This window comes from Faucicola osloensis (genome assembly GCF_020041925.1).
In the GTDB taxonomy this organism is placed as follows: domain Bacteria; phylum Pseudomonadota; class Gammaproteobacteria; order Pseudomonadales; family Moraxellaceae; genus Faucicola; species Faucicola osloensis_D.
The window spans coordinates 1,169,630-1,190,870 of sequence record NZ_CP083409.1 but is presented as its reverse complement, the minus strand read 5'-3'; the positions used below and the strand labels follow the sequence as shown (position 1 = coordinate 1,190,870).

At 46.2% G+C, this 21,241-nt stretch carries 19 protein-coding genes and 1 tRNA gene; 12 read left to right on the top strand and 8 right to left on the bottom strand.

Annotated features, from left to right (window positions below; genetic code table 11):
- The first annotated feature begins 32 nt into the window (after positions 1-32).
- Positions 33-389, top strand: coding sequence for a YkgJ family cysteine cluster protein (locus tag LAJ61_RS05225; RefSeq protein ID WP_224054723.1), 357 nt, complete (start codon positions 33-35; stop codon positions 387-389).
- On the opposite strand, the gene LAJ61_RS05220 is transcribed toward LAJ61_RS05225, so the two are convergent.
- From LAJ61_RS05220 to LAJ61_RS05210, 3 genes are all read right to left on the bottom strand, one after another.
- Entirely contained in the window at positions 386-1,348 is a 963-nt protein-coding gene (locus tag LAJ61_RS05220) for a hypothetical protein (RefSeq protein ID WP_224054722.1), read from the bottom strand. The genes LAJ61_RS05225 and LAJ61_RS05220 overlap by 4 nt on opposite strands.
- A 146-nt stretch (positions 1,349-1,494) precedes the next feature.
- A complete protein-coding gene (gene fabF, locus LAJ61_RS05215; protein WP_224054721.1) occupies positions 1,495-2,796 on the bottom strand; it encodes a beta-ketoacyl-ACP synthase II in 1,302 nt (433 codons plus the stop codon).
- A gap of 260 nt (positions 2,797-3,056) precedes the next feature.
- Positions 3,057-4,286: an anhydro-N-acetylmuramic acid kinase gene (locus LAJ61_RS05210; RefSeq protein WP_224054813.1), complete on the bottom strand. Its 1,230-nt coding sequence runs from the start codon at positions 4,284-4,286 to the stop codon at positions 3,057-3,059.
- Between the two features lie 224 nt (positions 4,287-4,510).
- Between LAJ61_RS05210 and tyrS the strand changes: the two genes are divergently transcribed.
- The 6 genes from tyrS to LAJ61_RS05180 all read left to right on the top strand — a co-directional run bounded on the left by tyrS (position 4,511) and on the right by LAJ61_RS05180 (position 7,989).
- On the top strand, positions 4,511-5,731 hold the full coding sequence (tyrS, locus tag LAJ61_RS05205) for a tyrosine--tRNA ligase (protein ID WP_224054720.1): 1,221 nt from the start codon (positions 4,511-4,513) through the stop codon (positions 5,729-5,731).
- Positions 5,732-5,814: 83 nt separating this feature from the next.
- On the top strand, positions 5,815-6,087 hold the full coding sequence (locus tag LAJ61_RS05200; protein ID WP_188875354.1) for a type II toxin-antitoxin system RelB/DinJ family antitoxin: 273 nt from the start codon (positions 5,815-5,817) through the stop codon (positions 6,085-6,087).
- The gene (locus LAJ61_RS05195) at positions 6,065-6,394 is read left to right on the top strand and encodes a type II toxin-antitoxin system YafQ family toxin (protein ID WP_224054719.1); all 330 of its coding nucleotides are present in this window, start codon (positions 6,065-6,067) and stop codon (positions 6,392-6,394) included. The genes LAJ61_RS05200 and LAJ61_RS05195 overlap by 23 nt, the downstream gene beginning before the upstream one ends.
- Positions 6,395-6,408: 14 nt before the next feature.
- Positions 6,409-7,371: a D-2-hydroxyacid dehydrogenase gene (locus LAJ61_RS05190; RefSeq protein ID WP_224054718.1), complete on the top strand. Its 963-nt coding sequence runs from the start codon at positions 6,409-6,411 to the stop codon at positions 7,369-7,371.
- 2 nt (positions 7,372-7,373) lie between these two features.
- Complete coding sequence (locus LAJ61_RS05185) at positions 7,374-7,772, top strand: FKBP-type peptidyl-prolyl cis-trans isomerase (RefSeq protein ID WP_224054717.1); 399 nt, start codon at positions 7,374-7,376, stop codon at positions 7,770-7,772.
- A complete protein-coding gene (locus LAJ61_RS05180) occupies positions 7,768-7,989 on the top strand; it encodes a DUF1653 domain-containing protein (protein WP_101964542.1) in 222 nt (73 codons plus the stop codon). The genes LAJ61_RS05185 and LAJ61_RS05180 overlap by 5 nt, the downstream gene beginning before the upstream one ends.
- 91 nt (positions 7,990-8,080) lie before the next feature.
- Here the strand turns inward: LAJ61_RS05180 and LAJ61_RS05175 are convergent.
- A tRNA-Phe gene (locus LAJ61_RS05175) sits at positions 8,081-8,156 on the bottom strand.
- Between the two features lie 112 nt (positions 8,157-8,268).
- On the bottom strand, positions 8,269-8,667 hold the full coding sequence (locus LAJ61_RS05170) for a GNAT family N-acetyltransferase (RefSeq protein WP_224054716.1): 399 nt from the start codon (positions 8,665-8,667) through the stop codon (positions 8,269-8,271).
- A gap of 199 nt (positions 8,668-8,866) precedes the next feature.
- Between LAJ61_RS05170 and LAJ61_RS05165 the strand changes: the two genes are divergently transcribed.
- The 3 genes from LAJ61_RS05165 to LAJ61_RS05155 all read left to right on the top strand — a co-directional run bounded on the left by LAJ61_RS05165 (position 8,867) and on the right by LAJ61_RS05155 (position 12,098).
- Complete coding sequence (locus tag LAJ61_RS05165; protein ID WP_224054715.1) at positions 8,867-9,337, top strand: type IV secretion protein Rhs; 471 nt, start codon at positions 8,867-8,869, stop codon at positions 9,335-9,337.
- 191 nt (positions 9,338-9,528) lie between these two features.
- A complete protein-coding gene (locus LAJ61_RS05160) occupies positions 9,529-11,220 on the top strand; it encodes a phosphoethanolamine transferase (RefSeq protein WP_267460939.1) in 1,692 nt (563 codons plus the stop codon).
- A gap of 116 nt (positions 11,221-11,336) precedes the next feature.
- Positions 11,337-12,098: a PAP2 family lipid A phosphatase gene (locus LAJ61_RS05155; protein WP_224054714.1), complete on the top strand. Its 762-nt coding sequence runs from the start codon at positions 11,337-11,339 to the stop codon at positions 12,096-12,098.
- Between the two features lie 58 nt (positions 12,099-12,156).
- Here the strand turns inward: LAJ61_RS05155 and lolB are convergent, their stop codons facing one another.
- Together lolB and LAJ61_RS05145 are read right to left on the bottom strand one after the other, a co-directional pair.
- Positions 12,157-12,837: a lipoprotein insertase outer membrane protein LolB gene (gene lolB / locus LAJ61_RS05150; protein WP_224054713.1), complete on the bottom strand. Its 681-nt coding sequence runs from the start codon at positions 12,835-12,837 to the stop codon at positions 12,157-12,159.
- 259 nt (positions 12,838-13,096) lie between these two features.
- On the bottom strand, positions 13,097-15,070 hold the full coding sequence (locus LAJ61_RS05145) for a tetratricopeptide repeat protein (RefSeq protein ID WP_224054712.1): 1,974 nt from the start codon (positions 15,068-15,070) through the stop codon (positions 13,097-13,099).
- Positions 15,071-15,615: 545 nt separating this feature from the next.
- Here LAJ61_RS05145 and hemA point away from each other — a divergent pair.
- Both hemA and glnD read left to right on the top strand, forming a co-directional pair.
- Complete coding sequence (hemA, locus tag LAJ61_RS05140) at positions 15,616-16,974, top strand: glutamyl-tRNA reductase (RefSeq protein WP_224054711.1); 1,359 nt, start codon at positions 15,616-15,618, stop codon at positions 16,972-16,974.
- A gap of 138 nt (positions 16,975-17,112) precedes the next feature.
- On the top strand, positions 17,113-19,791 hold the full coding sequence (gene glnD / locus LAJ61_RS05135) for a [protein-PII] uridylyltransferase (RefSeq protein ID WP_224054710.1): 2,679 nt from the start codon (positions 17,113-17,115) through the stop codon (positions 19,789-19,791).
- Between the two features lie 85 nt (positions 19,792-19,876).
- On the opposite strand, the gene LAJ61_RS05130 is transcribed toward glnD, so the two are convergent.
- The gene (locus LAJ61_RS05130) at positions 19,877-21,109 is read right to left on the bottom strand and encodes a sugar transporter (RefSeq protein ID WP_224054709.1); all 1,233 of its coding nucleotides are present in this window, start codon (positions 21,107-21,109) and stop codon (positions 19,877-19,879) included.
- Positions 21,110-21,241: the final 132 nt, after the last annotated feature.

Below are 21,241 nucleotides of genomic sequence, written 5' to 3'. Positions count from 1 at the left end.
GTTAACAATGATAATGACATGGCATTGTAAAAATGGCAGAAGTTTTTTTTAAATCAAGCGCAGCTGCGGATAGCGATATCTGCATGCACTGTGGCGCATGTTGCGCTAACTATCGGGTGTCTTTTTATTGGGCAGAAGGCGAGACACTCGGTATTCCCGAGGAGATGACGGTCAAAGTCAATGATTTTTATACCTGTATGAAAGGTACTGAAATAAAGCCGGTTAGATGCGTGGCACTCGCTGGCGAAGTTGGTAACTTGGTGGCTTGCCAAATCTATGATAAACGCTCAAGCACCTGCCAATCGGTACAAGTCGGTGACGAGCAATGTATCAAAGCCCGTCATCATTATGGGTTATCTAACGATATGTTTGGTCAAGTGCCTGCTTAATGGCTTTGATGGCTTTGTGATAAACGAACAGTCAGCTGTTTTTCCACTTCGGTTTTGAGCCATTGATTCAAATCCTCATTCATCAGCGTCATTGATTCGAGCAAATAGTTGTCGATATAGCCTTGTAGCTGTTTGACGATATCTTGTTTGATTTGTTCAATAGCGGGCGTGGTAGCGTTAGATGGGTTGTCAGTATCGGCAAGTGGATCAGTAACGCTCGTTTCTTGGGTCATCACTGCGGCTGTTGGGTCATCAGCTAACGGCTCAGCAAAGTTATCAGTGTTATCAGCGGTATCAGTGTGATCAATAGCATAGACCATCTCACTGCGATGGCGCTCAATCGTGACATCGCTGGTTGCGGTATCCGTGGATTGAGCTTGTTCATCTAGCTCGTGGGTCGCGACCTCGATTGAGCCAGTTGATAGTTGCATCGCTGGTTGTGCAGGATTGCTTTGTTTTGCTAGATGCGCTTGTTTGGCAATGGCGCGTTCTTGCTCCAGCGCCGCAATGGCTGCGTCATCTTGTGCTTGGCGTTCGCGTTGTAGACGTTCTTCTTGCGCTTGGCGTTCTTTTTCGTTTTCTTGTGTTAACTGTATTTGTTCAAGGCGCTGTTGCTCAAGGCGCTCTTTTTCCAAGCGCTCGATTTCTGAGCGTTCAGTTTCTAACCGCTCTTGTTCCAGTCTGTGTTGTGCCAATCTTTCTTGTTCTAGGCGTTGTTCTTCAAGCTCGCGTTCATGTGCTTGCGCTTGTAATTTTTCTTGGTGGTCACGTTCGATAGCCAGTAATTCTTCGACTTTATCATGCAGATTAGGCACGCTAAATTGATACTCATCAAGGTCGGTATCCGGGTAAAGCAAGGTAACGATATCATCGAGTTCTTGAATAATGGCGTGTTTGACAGGGGTAGGGGTGGCAAGCCAGCGCTTTGAAAATTGGTGGGAAAAGGCAAATCCTGACATGAATGGTGTCCAGCGTTAAGGATGAAATAGGATAGCTTCATTTAACGAAAAAACGGCTACAATTTCAATAGCCGTTTTCAAAATTCACACCGTTAAAAGATTAATGAAAGGGTCAATGTTGTCATCGCAGTGATTGCTATTTATCGTCACTGCCATTTGGCAAACAACAGCGACCCATTGGTACCCCCAAATCCAAAGCTGTTAGAAATCGCATGGGTTAAGTGGTCGACTTTACGGGCTGTATGCGGTACATAGTCAAGCTTGCACTCAGGGTCTTGATGATCCAAATTGATGGTCGGTGGCAATATTTGTTGTTGCAGCGCCTTAACGGTGAAAATCGCTTCGATACCACCTGCAGCACCCAATAGATGACCGGTCATCGATTTGGTGGAACTTACCACCATGTTCTCACCAAAGATACCCGCAATCGCGCGGCTCTCTGCCACATCACCTGCTGGGGTACTGGTGCCATGGGTATTGATGTAGCCAATGTCGCTGGGTGCAATGCCAGCATCACTCAAGGCGTGACGCATCGCCATAGCCGCACCTTCACCATTTTCCGGTGGCGCAGTGATATGGCTGGCGTCATCACTCATGCCAAAGCCGACAAACTCTGCCAGAATCGTCGCACCGCGTGCTTTGGCGTGGGCAAGGCTTTCCATCACTAGCACGCCTGCCCCATCACCCAGCACAAAACCATCACGGTCTTTGTCAAATGGACGACTGGCTTTGGTGGGTGCATCGTTGCGCGTTGATAATGCTTGCATTGCTGAGAAGCCACCGATACCGAGTTGGCTTGAGGCTTTTTCACAGCCGCCCGCCAAAATCACATCGGCATCGCCATACGCAATCAACCTTGCTGCCAAGCCAATCGCATGAGTCGCTGTGGTACAAGCGGTAGAAGTGGCAAGATTTAACCCTTTAATCCCATGACGAATCGCCACTTGCCCAGCTGCCATATTCACAATGGCGGAGGGCACAAAAAACGGCGAGATTTTACGCGGACCTTCGCTATGAAGCTTTAACGCTGTATCTTCAATGGTGGTGATACCGCCAATCCCTGAGCCGATAATCACCCCGATACGGTCGGGGTCAACCTGCTGTACGGGCGCGGCTTGCAGATCACTGATAAAGCCTGCTTGCTTCAAGGCTTGTGCTGCTGCGGCAACACCATATTGCACAAAGGTGTCATACCGACGCGCGTCTTTGGCGTTCATGTACAAGCCGATATCAAACCCATCCACTGTGCCGGCGATTTGTGCGCGGTAGTCAGTGGCGTCAAAATGGCTAATCGCTTTGATACCGCTTTCGCCATTAATGAGCCGTTGCCAAGTGCTCTCTACATCGAGTCCTAGCGGGGTAATGGCTCCCATGCCTGTGATGACAATACGCTCGTGGTCAGGGCGTTCGTTGTAGCGGGGCTTTTTTGGGCTAATTTTTGTGGTCATTTTATGCTCGAATTTTTGAATAATATTTTTGGAATAACATTTTATGAAAGTTTAGCAAAAATAGTGTACGAGTGTAAACACAATAACTTTAACGTCTTTAGGTTGATTGTATATATCTATAGTCAGTTGAACAATATTAGGGCTTACGCCAAAATGACCAAAGCCCAGTATAAAGGCTATAAGTTAAGGGCTATAATTTAAGTTAAGCGCTATAAGTAAGTGCTATCAATGTCATTGTCGACGTAAAAAAATACGCCCTGTTAAAAACACACCTGCCCCAATACCACTTTTTTATTTGCCCCGGTGACACTGGGCAAGTTACTCGGTACGTTCAAAATCGTCTGCTGAGCCAGCCATGCAAACGCTACGGCTTCGACCCACAACGGCGACAGCCCAATTTTGTCGGTAGTTTGTATGCTCCAAGTGGCTAAATTATCTTGTAAACGGCTCATTAAATAGGCATTTAACGCCCCACCACCACAGACAAACAACTCGCCTTGCGCACCATCAGTGACGGACACAATGGCATCGCTGACGGATTTAGCGGTAAGCGCCACCAATGTCGCTTGTACATCGGCAGGTGAATACGCCAAATTGGGGAATTGCTGACCCAATTGTTCTAGCATAGCGTCAAGCCAAGCCAAATTAAACTCCTCTCGCCCAGTGCTTTTTGGGAACGGCTTGGCAAAAAATGGGTGGGTCAAAAGCAAATTTAATAATGGCTCAAGCAATTGCCCCGATTTTCCCCAATCGCCATTGTGATCATAGCTTTGCTCAGTATGACGCTGGCACCAAGCATCAATGAGTAAATTTGCCACCCCTGTATCAAATCCAATCACATCATCGCTGCCATCAAGTACCGTGATATTGGCGATACCGCCTAAATTTAAAATCACTTTTGGCATAACTTTATCGGCATGATAAGGCGGTGTAGCAAACATGGCTTGGTGAAACGCAGGCACGAGTGGCGCGCCTTGCCCACCCACTGCCATATCGCGGCGCCGAAAATCGCTCACCACCGCAATAGCAGTGCGCTCAGCGAGTACATTCGGGTCAAGCAGTTGCAAGCTAAATGACCACTGTGGGCGATGACGCACGGTTTGCCCATGACAACCAATCGCGGTTACTTCATCAGGGGTCACCTGCGCTTTCTCGAGTAATTGATTGACCAAATTTGCGGCAAACTCAGCATAAAACACACTCGCCCAACCAAATACATCCAGTTCGCTCTCGAACGCCAAATTACCATCAGCGATGAGTTGTGCCACCCCGTTTGGTTGGGTGAGCGCTAACAACACGGCGCGTAAATCATCGGGAAACGGCTCGCTTACCGTCGCCAAAATCTCGACAGGCTCATCATTGTCTTCGTCAATCTCATAGAACTGGCACAGCACCGCATCGAGTCCGTCAAGGCTGGTGCCACCCATCATGCCAATCACATACGGCGAGTCGGCAAGCGGGTTTTCTTTGGTGCTCATCATATCATCCATGATGTCGGTAAAATGGCTAAAAAATCCTTCATCAAAAGGCAGGTTGGCAGGTAGTCCAGTCGGCAACGTTTGGCTCATAATTATTCTCGTTAGGGCTGTCAAAGTAGAGAGTGCCTTGATTATAGCATACTAAAAGCCTGCCTTATTTTATCTGCAAATTTGCTATAATGGCTAAACTTCACTTTTTTTCAGCCGTTTTAACCCGCGCTTTTTTCGAGGTAAGCATGACCGATTCTACTCATAAATTTTTAGCAGCAGAAGAACAACTCAAACTCATCCAACGTGGTACGCACGAAATTATTTCGCAAGACGATTTAATTAAAAAACTTCAAGAAAACCGTCCACTGCGAGTCAAAGCAGGGTTTGATCCGACCGCACCCGATTTGCACTTGGGTCATACGGTTTTAATCAATAAACTCAAGCATTTTCAGGATTTGGGACACCAAGTGTTGTTTTTGATTGGGGATTATACCGCACGCATTGGTGACCCAACGGGTAAAAACACCACTCGTCCGCCGTTGTCTGAGGAAAAAATCCTGGAGAATGCCCAAACTTATAAAGAGCAAGTATTTAAAATCCTTGACCCCGCTAAAACCCAAGTGATGTTTAACTCCGATTGGTTTAGTAAAATGTCGGCAGGCGACATGATTGGTTTGGCAAGCCAGCAAACCGTGTCTCGTATGCTCGAGCGCGATGACTTCTCAAAACGCTATCACAGTCAAACGCCGATTTCGATTCACGAATTTTTGTATCCACTGGTGCAAGGTTATGACTCAGTCGCCATGCAAGCCGATGTTGAGCTAGGTGGTACTGACCAAACCTTTAACCTACTCATGGGTCGTACCCTGCAATCCCGCTATGGTCAAGTGCCACAAGTGTGTATCACCGTGCCGATTTTGGAAGGCTTAGATGGCGTACAAAAGATGAGTAAATCGCTTGGCAATTACATCGGCATTTACGACAGCGCAGGCTCCATGTACCAAAAAATCTTGTCTATGCCAGACACTTTGATTGCGCGTTATTTTGAGCTACTTAGCTTCAAACCCATGGATGAAGTCGAAGCCTTGCTAAAAGACATCGAAAACGGGCGCAATCCGCAAGAAGTCAAACGTATTTTGGCACTAGAGCTGATTGAGCGTTTCCATGACAAAGAAGCCGCCGAAAACGCTCACAAATCAGCGGGCAATCGCTTGGTAGATGGTGAGTTGCCAGTGGATTTGCCAGAGGTGACGATTAGCCTTGATGGGCAAGCGCAGTTATTTATCACCCAAGTGTTAAACCAAGCCAATTTGGTAAAAAACTCAGCACAAGCGAAAGACTTTTTGAAAAACCAATCGGTGAAAGTGGATGGTCAGGTGGTGGATGCAGGATTTGCCCTCACTGCAGGACAAACCGTGGTGATTCAAGCAGGCAAAAAAGCGTATGCCAAAGTGACGATTTCCTAAAGTGTATTGCTTAACCAATGGTTTTATTTTAAAATGTAGTGACAATATCACTACATTTTTGCTTTTTATAGAGGTCAGTAGCTATGACACAATCAACTATGTATCAATTTCGACTTGATGCCAATGAAAAGCGCCAAGCCTTTGAAGTGTTTGACGAACTAGGTATTAAGCCTGCGCAAGCGATTCGTCTATTTTTACGTCAAGTTACGGCAACAAAGTCTATTCCGTTTGACGTCGCAATTCCTAACGCCACCACGCAACGTGCGATGCAAGACGTTGACGCCATGATTGCAGACAAGCAAGCCCGATTTAGCAGTAACAAGGAATTGTTTGATGCCCTCGAAAAAGCCGATTAATTCAAAACGCACGAATTTACCCAGAGCCTCAGATTTTACCAAAGATTTTTTGAATGATTGGCAAAGGCTAGTTAAAACAGGGCGTTATGACATGGTCAGGCTCAAAGAAGTCATGCTGTTATTAATTGCCAATAATGAGCCGTTAGGGGCAGAGTGGAAAGACCATGAATTAAAAGGAAATTGGGCAGGATTTCGAGAGTTACATGTGGGTGGCGATTTTTTATTAATCTACAAAATTCAAACCATCACAAAATTTGAGACAATTTATTTTACTCGTGCAGGAACACATAGCGAACTATTTGAATAAAAAGGAATTTAAAAATGAAAGCCATCTTCCTCGACCGAGCCACCTTTTCCGCTGATTTAGCATTAACACCCCCAAACGGCATTAGCGACTATCAAGTCTACGCGCAAACGCCCAACGACCCCAAAATCATCGTTGAGCGTTGCCAAGACGCGGACATTGTGATCACCAATAAAGTTGAGCTTACCGCCGAAATTATCGCGCAGCTCCCAAAACTTAAACTCATCCAACTGACCGCCACAGGTATGAACAACGTCGATAAAGACGCTTGTGACAAACACGGCATTACTGTTAAAAACGTCGCAGGCTATGCGGTCAAAAGCGTCCCCGAACATACCTTTATGCTGATACTCTCAGCCATGCGAGCGGCTCGCCATTATCATCATGAAGTGGTCAAGGGTGACTGGCAAAAAGATGGTCGCTTTTGTCTGCTCGATACGCCACTCATTGACCTTGAAGGCAAAACGCTGGGCATTATTGGCTATGGCACGATTGGCAAACGGGTTGGGGAAATTGCCAAAGTTTTTGGTATGACAGTATTGATAGCCGAACACCAAAACAAACCGCCAAGAAATAGCGACTATAGCGCGTTTGATGATGTACTGGCAAAGTCCGATGTCATTACCCTGCATTGTCCATTGACGGAGCAAACGCAGCATTTAGTGAATGCCGATAGCATTGCCAAGATGACAAAAAAACCGTTGATTATCAATGTCGCGCGCGGTGGCGTGGTCGATAGTCAGGCGGTGGCTGATGCCGTAACACAAGGTAAATTATTAGGCTATGGGGCAGATGTATTTGAACATGAACCGATTAAAGACAACGACCCATTACTCACACTTAAAGACCACCCAAGAGTGATTTTTACCCCCCATAATGCGTGGGGCAGCGTCAACGCCCAGCTTAACCTATGGGACATACTGTGTCAGCAAGTACAAGAGTTTACCCAACTATCCCATAAGGGTAATAACGGAAAATAAATATGACAAGTAAACTGCAATTCCAAGACCTAACTATTGGCACTGGCAAAACCGCCGAGCGTGGGGCACTGATTACCGCGCATTACACAGGCTATCTGCCAGATGGCACGGTGTTTGACTCATCGCATCACCGCGGGCAACCGTTTGAAGCCGTGATTGGCACAGGGCGGGTGATTAAAGGTTGGGATGTGGGCGTTTTGGGTAGCGAATATGCCCAAAAAATCGGCTATGACAGCCAAGTTGAAGACCCTGCCAATCTCATGCCCATGCAAGTCGGTGGTAAGCGCAAACTCATCGTGCCAAGTCACTTGGCGTATGGTGAGCGCCAAATCGGTAAAATCCCACCAAATTCAGACTTAACCTTTGAAATTGAATTGTTGGATGTCAAAACTCGTGATTGAGATTAAATTGGGTATTTATGAGCATTACAAAGGCAATCTGTACCAAGTGCTGCACATCGCCAAGCATAGCGAGAGTGAAGAAGAACTGATTGTCTATCGTGCCCTTTATGGCGATTATGGGGTGTGGGTGCGACCGCTTGCGATGTTTGCCGAAACGGTGGAAGTCAATGGCGAAGCTGTGCCAAGATTTAAGCTGATAAAACCGCTAGACAGTTAAGTTTGGCGGTAATTGATATAAAAATAACCGACAACAAAAAACCCCAAACTAATAAGCTTGGGGTTAATCGATTTATACCTAAGACAAATAATGGTGGCGTGGGGCAGGATCGAACTGCCGACACACGGATTTTCAATCCGTTGCTCTACCGACTGAGCTACCGCGCCATGTTTGTCAGCATCAGTATTTGAGCGGCTATTAAACTAAAAATCGCCAAAGGTGTCAAGCACTATTTCAAACTTTTTGCAAAAAGTTGCTAGTAACTGGCAAAATCTCAAGTTATATCAACTCGTACATGGCTAAAATACAATGAATTGCGCCGCAGCCAGGTACAAACTTGGTATTGCCTTTTTTGCGCTCAATATCGGTGACTTGTTTGACAAATTTGGGTGCAAGACCGCGCCCGCGATTGGCAGGATGTATTACGATGTACTGTAGCAAGCGGCTAGACTCGATGCCTTCATTGAAGCAGCCAATCGCGGCAATCGGTTTTTCATTAAACATCCCCAAATACAGGATATCACTCTTGGCAAAGGCCTTTTCAAAAAACGCCACAGCATCACGACCTGTAGCAAACTCAGGCGAGCTGTCGTACAATTTTTCCACCCGCAATTTGAGTTCAGGGTCATCAATGCTGTTGTTTTCAAAGTTATTGATGGCAACGGATTCTAATGGCATAAAGCCCTCCTTTTTAATTAGCTCACGTTTTAATTAGCGCATGTTGATTTAGTATAAAATAGTAACTAGGATATCGACAAACTTGTAATTGTTATCCAGTATTTTTTGCTAAAAATAAAAGCTGTCAAGGCGTTGGCCAGGCCTTGGCAAGCCGTGATGGCTTTTTTGGCTTAACCAAATCTCGGACAAACTCTGTGAAATGATGATGTGTTTTTCAAAACAACCTGCTCGATGCCGTCCCCTAACGGCGGGCGAAAAAGCCATCGCTGGTAGCGTATTTGGTGATACGTTACAGCTTGATAGTATACGCCTAAAAACCGCATGGTGGGTACTCAAAGGCTATGCGGTCAGTCCCAATGGTCTTGTGTATTTTCATCCAGCAGATTTTTGTGATGATTTTAGCCAGCAAAATGTCTATCTGCGCGCGTGGCTGGTGCATGAATTGACCCATGTCTGGCAAATCCAACAAGGCGTTAAGGTGTTTCGCCGCGCCCTGCTCAATCGGCGCTATAGCTACGAGCTGCAAGCCAATAAGCCATTTGGTCGTTATGGCATAGAGCAGCAAGCGCGTATGGTGGAAGATTATTATCGAAAACGTGAGCTCAAACAGGATTATGAGCCATTACTCGCCTTTATTCCGTTTGCCAGTTTACAGCCTGCCACCGCCTAGCGCTATCAACTCTCTGTGTCGCTGTCACCACCCAATGTTTGTAGCAATTGCGGTGGTTTTTTTAGCATAATTGCTTGATAGATGGGTGTCTTAAGTTTCAGTTAAGTTAAATCTGTATGATAGCCTCATCCTAAATTTGGTTATTATATAATGGCTATTTTTTGGTGGATTTGGATAAGGTGAGTAATCGTATGTCAGTGAATAACTCTCGATGGGTAGCATGGCGTCAGCAAGGTATTAATACTAAAAGTGTCAGTACTCAAGGTATCAATGCTCAAGGTATCAATGCTTATGTGATGATGGCTATTGTCGCGCTATTTTTGACCCTGACCGCAAACGTTACTTTCTTTGATAAAGCCACTGAAGTCTATCCGTTTGCCCAGCATATTGGGTTTATAGGCTCATTGCCGTTGGTGCTATACGGTGTGATGCTACTGGTTATTGTGCTGCTTAGCTATCGTTACACCCTTAAAGCGGTATTGATTTTTTTGCTATTGACCGCGGCAGTCACGGCGTATTTTACTGATACCTATGGCACTGTCTATGATGTCAATATGCTACAAAACGCGCTACAAACCGATAAAGCAGAAAGCGCCGATTTGTTTAATGTCAATTTTATCTTACGCATTTTATTGCTTGGGGTATTGCCTAGTGTGTGGGTGGCGTGGCAAAAGGTCACATTTCCCCCCATCAAGCGCAGTTTATTGCAGCGCGGCTTGACGTATTTGGTCAGCCTTGGCTTGGTGGTATTACCGATTTTGGCGATGAGTAAAAATTACGCCAGTTTTTTCCGTGAACATAAACAGCTTCGTAGCTATACCAATCCTGCCACCCCTGTATATGCACTGGGTAAACTTGCCAGTATACAGCTCAAACAAGCACAGGCACCCAAAACACAAATCATGCATGCAACCGATGCGGTGCAGGTGAGCAATCCCACCACCCGTAAGCCAAAACTGGTGGTATTGGTAGTCGGAGAAACCGCGCGCGGCGACCATGTGCAGCTAAATGGCTATAACCGAACCACCTTCCCGCAGATGGCAGCGACGGCTGGGGTAACTAATTTTAACCAAGTCATCGCCTGCGGTACCTCAACCGCTTATTCGGTGCCCTGTATGTTTAGTTATGTGGGTATGAAAGACTACGATGTGGATACCGCCAACTACCAAGAAAACGTACTTGATACCTTACATCGCCTAAAGGTCAATATCTTGTGGCGTGATAACAACTCAAGCTCAAAAGGCGTCACTAATCGTTTGCCCGCGGCAGATTTTGTCGATTATAAAACCGCGCGCAACAATACGATGTGTAATACCAACCCCTATGGCGAGTGCCGCGATGTGGGTATGCTAGTAGGCTTAGATGACTACGTCAAACAACAAGCTAACCAGAATACGCTTAACCAGGATACCCTAATTGTGCTGCACCAAATGGGTAATCACGGACCTGCGTATTTTAAACGATATGATAAGCAATTTGAAAAATTCACCCCTGTCTGCCAAAGCAATGAACTTGCCAAATGCGACCCACAAAGCGTGATTAATGCCTTTGACAATGCGCTACTTGCCACCGATGACTTTTTGGCAAAAACGGTGAACTGGTTAGACAAATATGACAGCACCCACCAAGTAGCGATGCTGTATGTCAGTGACCACGGTGAAAGTCTGGGCGAAAACGGCATCTATTTACATGGTATGCCTTATAAAATCGCGCCTAAAGCGCAAAAACACGTCGCATCGATGTTTTGGGCAAGTAAGCACTCAGGCATTCAAGCAGTGCCATCTAATACTGAGCTCACCCATGATGCCATTACCCCAACTTTGTTAAAACTGTTTGATGTGCGTGCGCAAACCGTACAAGGCAAACCCTTGTTTATCAAGTAAAGTTATCCAGTAAAGCTATTTGGGTAATTAGAGCCATTTAAGTAATGTTAGACATAACAAGTGCGTCCAACTCCAGCGACAGTGACAGCAAGATAGATGATTCAGAATGGATGAGTATGCAGATCGCTAAATTAAAAAATTTTGCCAGTAGGCAGACCGTGCTCGGACTGGTGCTGGCCATCATCTTTACGCTAACGCTTGAGCACAGCGCTATTGATGTAGCCATCAGCCAGTATTTTTATTCCCCCACAGATGGCTGGCTGCTTGCCAAAGAGTCACTACTCCCTAACTTAATTTTTTATACCCTACCCAAAAGACTATTAATTGCGTTTGAAGTCTATATGGCAATCGCATGGCTACAACGCTATTTATTACAACGCCGTCCATCAAGTCACTGGCTTGCCAAGCAACAGGCATGGTTTAAGCCTTTTAAGCGACTATCACTAACTGAAATGGGCTATCTATTCGTCGTGATGGTGTTGGTACCTTTGATTATTGCATCGCTTAAAGGCGTGACTCATGTTGTGTGTCCCAATCACTTGCAAATTTTTGGCGGTGAATATCCCTATCTAACGATACTAGAAGACATCCAAGCCGGCACCCGCTCAAAATGCTTCCCTGCAGCGCATGCCAGTGCTGGGTTTGCCCTGTATGCTTGGGCGTTTATCCCAAGTCTCTGGCACAAGCGCTGGCAAATCGCAGCGATGGTGACGGTGATAGCTTGGTTGATGGGTGGGTATAAAATGTTAATAGGTGACCATTTTTTCAGTCATACCCTGGTATCTATGAGCCTGGCGTGGGGGATTTGCGCGGCAGTGGCATGGGCTTGGTGTCGGTTGTATGCTAAAAATACGTCCGCAAAAAATTTAAAGCGCTAACAGTTGATGGTATAAAAAAGCGTTGAGAAACACCCCACGCTTTTTTTGGGTTTCATGACTAGCTTAACCGATTGATGGTCATCACCACTTTATAGCCACCCGGATGATTGGCAGTTAAGCGAGAAGGCAGTTTATCGTTACTGTTGCTATAGCTAAACGTGGCTGTCCAATCGCCATTTTGGGCACTGACAAGGCGATTAGTGCTGTCTTTTTTATCATTGGCATCACTGGGTGCTGGCTGACCTTGAATCCAGTAAGGTAGCTGTGAGATGGGCGCTTGCCAACCGGTTGCACGTAATAGCAATTCTTCAGGGGTAGCGGCATTGATGGTGCCTTTTTCATTAGTTAACGTCGCAGATTGACCATTGTAGCTGATTTTGGTTTGACCCGCATTCATCGCACCGGCAATCTCAATGGCAAAGTTTTGACCTTGCTGTGTCCAAATATAAAACGCGCTGCCTGCCTGCTGCGGCGTGGTCATGCCAATTTTACCATTGATGGTAAATTGCGCGCTTGGTAGCGTACTTGCAGCCGCTTGCTCAGTAGGGGTAGTCGATGGCGTCGTGGCTGTTTGGGTATTGGCCACAGGGGTTGTCATCACTGTGGTGACAGGCTTGGCTGTGATGGGCTTAGTTGTTGCCTGTACTGACTGACAGCCTGTTAGCAGCATACTACTGATGCCCAAACAGGCAATACTTAACCCCGTGACTTTGCTGGTGACCGCTGGTAATAAATGCATAATATCCTCAAATGTTAATCAAATTTGCTAATCAAGTTTTCATCAAATGTTAACTGGTTGCGCTCAAGCATGATGGTTTAAAAAACTGATGGGTAAACTATAAATAGCCATTGTTAAGCCTGTTTTGCTTAACTGCTCAAATTGGTGAAAAAGCGGTTGTTATTTATCTGTTTTTTATCTGTCATTTACTTGCCGCTTATCTGCCTTACAACCGTCATTGCTCGCTAGTCGTCACGCTTAGAGGCGATGTTAGGCAGCGCTATTGCAGGTTTTCGGGTTGATAACCGAGTTCATTGACCAAGATTTGGTTGATGCGATTCGCTTCTTTTTGGTTGCCCAAATTTAAGTAGGCTTGTTGTAGCAGCAGGCCGCTAATCACATCGGGTACGATATCAAAATTATCTGATAACAGACTAATGACGGTGGCATTATTAGCCTGATGCAGCGCTTGTTGCGACAGTATTTGACGCGCCCTTAAACCGACTTCTTTATCATTAATTAATGCCGTCAGTAGGGCGGTCACTTCTTCATTATTTTGTTTTAAATTGACCAAGGTTTGCGCATATTCGAGTTGATAATCCACGTTTGCCGGTGCAAGGCGAATCAACTCTTTTAACAATCGCAGTTTACTGGCGTCATCATCATCGGGCAGTAACAACACCTTGGCAAATAAGATATCGGTATTATTGGGTAAACTGGTTTGTGCGCTATTAAGCAAGGCTAACGCTTGCGCGGTTTGGTTGTTTTTTTGCAAAATATTGGCTTGCATGATGTAGCTTTGCGGCGCAAAACTGTCAAATTGCTCCCGTAATTTGATGCTACTGGCAATCGCTTCATCAAAACGACTTTGCGAGATTAACAAGTCAATCTGTTGCTGTCTGGCTTTGAGCACCAAGTCAGGTTGCATCACTTTGCCATAGTAGCCAATCGCATCATTGAGTAGGTTCTGGCGTTCGGCACTGACAGCCAAATAATAATTGGCTTGGTCCTTAAAGTTGGGGCTGGCAATCAACGCTTTGAGCAAGCGATCTGCTGCGGCGTATTTTTTCAAATCAATACCCACCAAAGCGGCCAGTAGTTTGATTTCTTCATCTGCTAAAAACTGCTGATTAGCACGGGCATTGAGCTGTTGCCAAACCTGCGCGCTTTTGCCTTGTTTGAGCATGTAGCGAATTTGATAAACGAATAGCGCTTTATTGTCAGGCACGGTTTTACGCGCCTGCGCAATAAACGCAATCACTTGATGACTGGGCGATAAGGCTTGCAGGATATCTGCTTTTAAAATCAAAAAAGCCGGGCTTTTGGGGTTGGTTTTAAGCGCCCGATTAATCGCCACTAACGCGGCTTTGGGATGTTGAAACTGTAGCAGCAGACCTGCTTTCATCACCAGCAGTGAAGGGTTGTTTTTGATATCCAATCGATTGAGCGTAGCAAGCAGTTCAGCTTGGTCACGGGTTTCGGTAGGATAAATCCCAATCAAAATCTGACTTAAATCAGCGTCAGGATCGTACTGCAAAATTTGATTGAGCTTTTCACCGGCTAATTCATACTCGTGCGCTTTGAGTGCTAAATGGGTCACATAAAAAATCGCCGGCACATGGTCAGGATTTTGCTGTTGCCAGGCGTTGGCAAAAGCGAGCGACAACTGTGGTGGTTCATTTTGTAAAGATAAACCCAGTGCGCGTTCAAATACCGGGGCAGCATCCGCCAAAAAAGACTGCTGCTTATAGGTCGCTAACGCCTGATCGATACGACCGCGATCTGCAGCAAACTCTGCCATCAAAATCGCATACAGGCTGGGCTGGGTGACCGCATTGGCAACATTTTTCTCTAGGCTAGTAGGTTGCAATATCGGCGGCGTAGGACGCGCCGTAGGTTTGGCAGCAGCTTTGTGGGTGCTGACCACAGCACTCGGCTTATTAACAGACTGACTAGCGGATGCAAACTTTGCCCCGGCACTAAAAACCGCTGGGCTAAACAATAAGCTTGCCAACGTGAGTGTAGTCGCGACTACATTTTTGCCTAAAGCGGTAAAAGGCTTAAATAAATCAAGTGGTTTTAGGTTAGGCTTTAGATTGACAAAAAGTTGCTGCGGTATTGATAACTGCATCGGTAAATAAATCGATAAACAATAAGGCTTGACATATTTCGACGCAAAAAAGCGTGGATTGAGGGGACAACCACGCACAGCGCAACAAGCCGATGAAATAACCGCTGGAAACAACTTTCGCATTTAGCTCGCTTGGACAGTAACGTACCTAAAAATTACAGTCAGTATTACAATCAGTGACAAGTAAGATGTAACAAAATGTTCATGATGAAATTGAATTATACGGCTTCAACTGGTCGAACTATGTAGAATTATGGTTAAATCGTATGGGTAAATAGCAACCAAACAAGCGGATGTGGCAGAGTTAAGTAAAAAAATACTATGATAGCTCGAATGACTGTTTAAAATGCTAGGTATGCTAGACATGTTAATGCTTTAAATTGTAATGCTTTAAAGCGTGGCTAAAGAATTTTCCTGAATCAAAAAAGCAGGATGTTTTTCATTTGTTATTAGCAATGGTATAATAATCCACTTTTCTAATTTACTTTTATTAAGTGGTTATTATTAAGTTGCTTTAGGTTTCTTTATATTGCCACTTTTCCCCCTGTGTTATCAAGCATGACAAATGTCGATAGGCTGATATGGGCTGCATGTCGCTTAGCTAGCACGCCTAGCTTCACAAAAATCGGCTTTGATAAACGCGGTCATTTTTAAGGTCAGTACGTTATATGCAGCTTCTGGTTATTGGGTTAAATCATAAAACAGCACCAGTTGCCATGCGTGAGCAATTGGCGTTTGCTGCTGAAGATTTGCCGATTGCCTTAGATTCGCTCAAAGCGATCACCCAAGGCGCGGTGATTTTATCGACCTGCAACCGCACTGAAATCTATGCCCTAGCCCCCGAAGGACAAACCCTTACTAGCACGATGTCACAAGTGATTGAATGGCTAGCGGCTTTTAAAAACACGCCCATGGAAAAAATCGCGCCACACCTGTATCAATATCAAAATAACCATGCACTGCTACATTGGGTGCGGGTAGCGTCTGGGCTAGACTCGATGATTTTGGGCGAGCCGCAGATTTTGGGACAAATCAAACAGGCGGTGCGCCAATCCCGTGCCAAAGAAGCTATCTCGAGTAAGCTTAGCTGGGTGATTCAGCAAGTATTTGCCGCCGCCAAACAAGTGCGTAACGAAACGCGGGTAGGCTCACAAGCGGTGTCGTTAGGCTTTGCCGCCGCCAAATTGGTGACCCAAATTTTTCAAAAACCTAGCAACAACACTTTGCTGGTGGTCGCGGCAGGTGAGATGAATCGGCTGGTTGCGACCAATATCGCAGGTTTAGGTGTCGGCAAAGTCATCATCTGTAATCGTAGTCCTGAGCGTGCCGCGCTGCTTGCCTCTGAGCTTGAAACGATTGTGCCGCACATTGAGATTACCTCGCTTGAACAATTACCCAACGTGTTGCCGCAAGCGGATATTGTAACTAGCTGTAGCGGTAGCCTATATACCTTGATTGATAAAACCATGGTGAAACAGGCGTTAAAACAGCGCCGTCATCAGCCCATGTTAATGATTGATTTGGCCGTGCCTCGCGATATTGACCCTACCGTCAGTGAGCTAGATGACGTGTATTTATACTCAATCGATGACTTACAACATGTGATTGCAGGCAACCTTGAACAGCGTCGCCAAGCTGCCGTAGAAGCAGAATTGTTGGTGAGCCAAATCGTGGTGGCGATTGAGCGCAAATACTTGGTGCGCCAAGTGGGTCAGGATATTCAGCAGTACCGTGAGCAAGCCAAACACCATGCGGATATGATTTTAAGCCAATCCTTACAGCAGCTTGCCGATGGTCATGCAGCCGAAGCCGTGTTAACCGAACTGACCCGTAAACTCACCCAAACATTAACCCATGCACCGTCCAAACTATTGCGGGAAACGGCGAGCGAACAGCCCGTAGAAACCGTCAATTTTGTGGCACAACATCTGACCCATGCCTTTCGCAAAGACAAATGCCCCTATCTCACCCATAACAATACCCTGCTTGATGACGAGCCAGCGTCACCGTCTTTTGACAATCAATAATTTTCCTATCGCTGAGCTTTTAAGTCCAAGTTTTCGCTACAAGCAGTGGCTAGCTTTTTTGGATCAAATTTGTAATACTAAAAATTGATCTGCTAACTCTGATAACTCTGATAACAATGGCGTCGATTAGGATTTGCTATGTTTACTTGCCCACCGATACTACCGTATTTTACCCCACTGCCGCCACTTACCCTGCAAGGCGAAACCAATCTTGGCATACCCGCTTGGTTAGCCGCAGTGGAAGCGGACTTGGATAAGGCGTTAGCATCTGGCACACCGATTCGCCAAGTCGTCATGGGGCGCTGCTGTGCGATTGATAGCATGATGGAAGCCTTATTTGAGTTGTATGAACTCGATCAAACCGATTTGACGCTGTTTGCCACAGGGGGATATGGGCGTGGGGAGTTGCACCCATTTTCGGATGTGGATTTATTGCTGTTAAGTCCAAACCCGATTGATGAGGCCTTGAACCAAAAAATTTCGCCATTCGTCGCCAAGCTTTGGGATATTGGGATTGATCCTGCTTTGGTGGTGCGCTCTGTTGAAGAGTGCGATGAGGCTTGTCACGATGATATCACGGTAGCAACAAGTCTGTTAGAAGCACGAATTTTGGCGGGCAATGTTGCCCAAGCTGGATTGCCGATGCAGCTACTCAATAAAAACTGGTCACAAACCAAGTTTTATGAGGCTAAAATGGCAGAAGCCAAAGAGCGCTATCTTAAACATAATTCGACGGAGTATAACCTAGAGCCTGACCTTAAAAACGCGCCAGGGGGCTTGCGAGATATTCATACTGTCGGCTGGATTAGTAAGCGCTATTTTCGCGTGACAAACTTATTTGGACTGGTGCAGCAAGAATTTATTACCGAAAAAGAATTTGATGAACTGCAAGAAGCGGAAGATTTTTTGTGGTTGATTCGCCATCATCTGCACAAAATTGCCAAACGCAATGAAAACCGTGTTTTATTTGACTATCAGCGCCTGATTGCTGAGCGTATCGGTTACCGTGACAGTTCGCATCCCAATGCCGCAGTCGAGCATTTTATGCGCGATTATTACCGCTATGCCATGTCAAACTCAACATTGTCTGAAATGCTCACCCAGCATTATTATGAAACGTTGATTGAAGCGCGTCTACCCGATGAACAGCGCCCGGTAAGAAAGGTGATTAATGAGCGTTTCAAACTGGTCGGTGATCGCATCGCGGTGACGCATACGCGGGTGTTTGCCCAGCATCCGACCGCGATTTTAGAAATGTTTTTGTTGATGGGTCAGCAAAATATTCGCCATATTCGTACCCGCACGCTACGGATTTTGAAAATCGCCGCGCGCGGCATTGATGAGCATTTTCGCAATGATCCTGCCAACAAAGCCATGTTTATGGACAATATCAAAGAGCAAAATCTGCTATTTTGGCGACTGCGAGTCATGAAACGTTATGGCGTGCTAGGTAGCTATTTGCCTGCTTTTGGGCAAATTACTGGGCTCATGCAATATGACTTGTTCCACCGTTATACGGTGGATGCCCATATTTTGATGTTGATACGTATGTTGCACCGCTTTACCGATGACAATTATGTTGATACTTATCCGCTTGTCAGTGGTATCTACCGCCGTATTGACCGTAAAGAGATGCTGGTGTTGGCAGCGATTTTCCATGATATTGCCAAAGGTCGGGGCGGTGACCACAGTGAACTTGGCGAGCAAGATGCCATCAAGTTTTGCTTGTCACATGGGTTGAGCCAAGCCGATGCCGAGCTTGTCGGCTGGTTGGTGTCTCAGCATTTATTGATGTCGATGACCGCGCAGAAAAAAGACATCTCTGACCCCGAAGTTGTCGCAGAATTTGCTGATAAAGTCGGTAATGTGACTTATTTGAATTATTTGTATGTGCTCACCGTTGCCGATATGAATGCTACCAACCCACAGCTTTGGAACAGTTGGCGCGCAACCTTGATGCGTCAATTATATACCCAAACCCGCCGTATCCTGCGGGCTGATATCGATGCGCCGATGAACCGCCAAGATATGATTGCCAGCAACAAGCAAAGTGCCCGTGATTTGCTAGCGGGTGATAATGGCTTGGCTGACATTGAAAGCCTGTGGGATGGGCTAGGGGAGGAGTATTTTTTGCGTGAAGTCCCAAGCGATATTGTGTGGCATTCCAAAGCCATCATGGCGCATGATGAAGTACAAAAACAACGCACAGAGAGCGAGCAACCTGAGCCGCTGATTATTTTGCGTGAACATCGCGAGTTGGCACTCGATGCCGTGCAAGTGTTTATCTACACCCATGACCAATCCAATTTATTTGCGGTGACCATGACCGTGTTTGACCAAATGGATTTGGATGTGCTCGATGCGCGCGTCATCACCGCCTCGCGAGATTTTGCCCTAGATTCTTACGTACTGCTTGATAGACATGGCACGCTGCTCACCGATACCGAGCGCCAAACTGAGCTCGTTGAGCATCTAAAACAAGCCTTTATTAGTCCGACGCTGCCTGAGGTGGCGCAGCGACGCATGCCTAGACAGCTTAAGCATTTTCATGTGCCCACCAAAGTGTCTTTTAGTTTTAACCCGCAATCTAATCAGCATATGATGATTTTGGAAACCCTTGACCAGCCAGCCTTGCTTGCGCGTGTGGGGCAGGTGTTTTTGGCGCATGATATTGAAGTGCATTTTGCCCGGATTACCACATTGGGTGAGCGCGCCGAAGATATGTTCTTTATCACTGACCATGAAGACAAGCCGCTATCGGATGAGCGACTCGAAAAACTCAAACAGGCATTGGTAGAAACGCTGAATATCAGTTAACTTGTCAGTGGGAAAAGTCACCTGCAAGCAAGTCCAATCGTAAGTCTAAGCGCAAGCCCAATTACCAGTAAGCTCTGTGGTCTGATTACTTTTGGGTGTGCACCAAATACACCATTAAACAAACCATAGCAATGAGCGCGATACCTGCCCCTACATAACCCACCATCGCCAGTCCTAGGCTTGCAATCACCAGTCCACCGACAAACGCGCCGCCGCCGATACCGATGTTATAAATTCCTGAAAAAATTGACATCGCTACATCAGTGGCATTCGGCGCAAGCTGCAATACGCGTAGCTGAAAAGCAAGGCTAATCGCCGTAATTGCCAAGCCCCACAGCATCGCTAGGACAAGCCACAAGATTGGCACATGAGGCAGCCAGACCGATGCTAACAAAGAAAACAGCAGCGTTGCCATCGCGCTAATCAAAAACGCCCGTGGAAAACGGTCATAAAAGTGCCCAAATAGCCAGCTCGCTAGCAACCCTGCCACCCCAAAACTCAGCAAAATCACCGTGGCAAATTGCTGACTAAACTGACTAATCGTCAGCATATAAGGCTCAATATAACTGTATGCCGTAAAGTGTGCCGTCACACATAGCACAGTGAGTGTATAGACAGTGAGCAAGGGGATATTGTTGAAGATACTGGGTAAACTTGCGGCTGAGCCGACATCTTTGCTCGGCAGTTTTGGCAAAATCCACCACACCATAATCATTGCCAAGAGCGCGGCCACACCAATCGTGCCAAACGTCATCCGCCACCCAAGCCACTGCCCAATCATCCGACCTAACGGCAGCCCAAGCACCGTCGCCAGCGCGCTACCCATCGACAATAGCCCCAAGGCTTTGGTTTGACGATCTTTGGGCGCCACACGCACCACAAGGCTTGCGGTAATTGACCAAAACACCGCATGCGCTAGCGCAATCAATGCCCGTCCAACCAACAGCATGGCAAAACTTTGCGCCATTACAGACACCGCATGTCCCCCGATAAAAATAACAAATAATGCTATCAATAGCTTACGCCGTTCGATACGGGCAGTGACAAGCATGGCAGGGAGCGACAAAATAGCCACAATCCAAGCATAGATAGTAATCATATGCCCCACCGTTTCTACGGGCATGGCAAAGCTATGACCAATGTCAGAGAGCAGCGCAATTGGCACAAATTCGGTGGTATTAAAAATAAATGCCGAAATCGCCATGACAATCACGCGCCACTGGCGAATTTGGTTGGGATAGTTGGGGTTGGACTGGGTGTGTTGACGTAACTGGTGAAAATGACTCATTGCGGACAGGATGGCTAAGGCTGATGGCATACCTTAGCGGCTCACTCTATAAAATAAAAGCAATTTTACGTTATTTTATGATGAAAATAGCTTTGCCAGTAAAAAATCGACTCATAGGATAACCCAATGCTTAGCAGATAAATTACTCATAATGCATAGCGG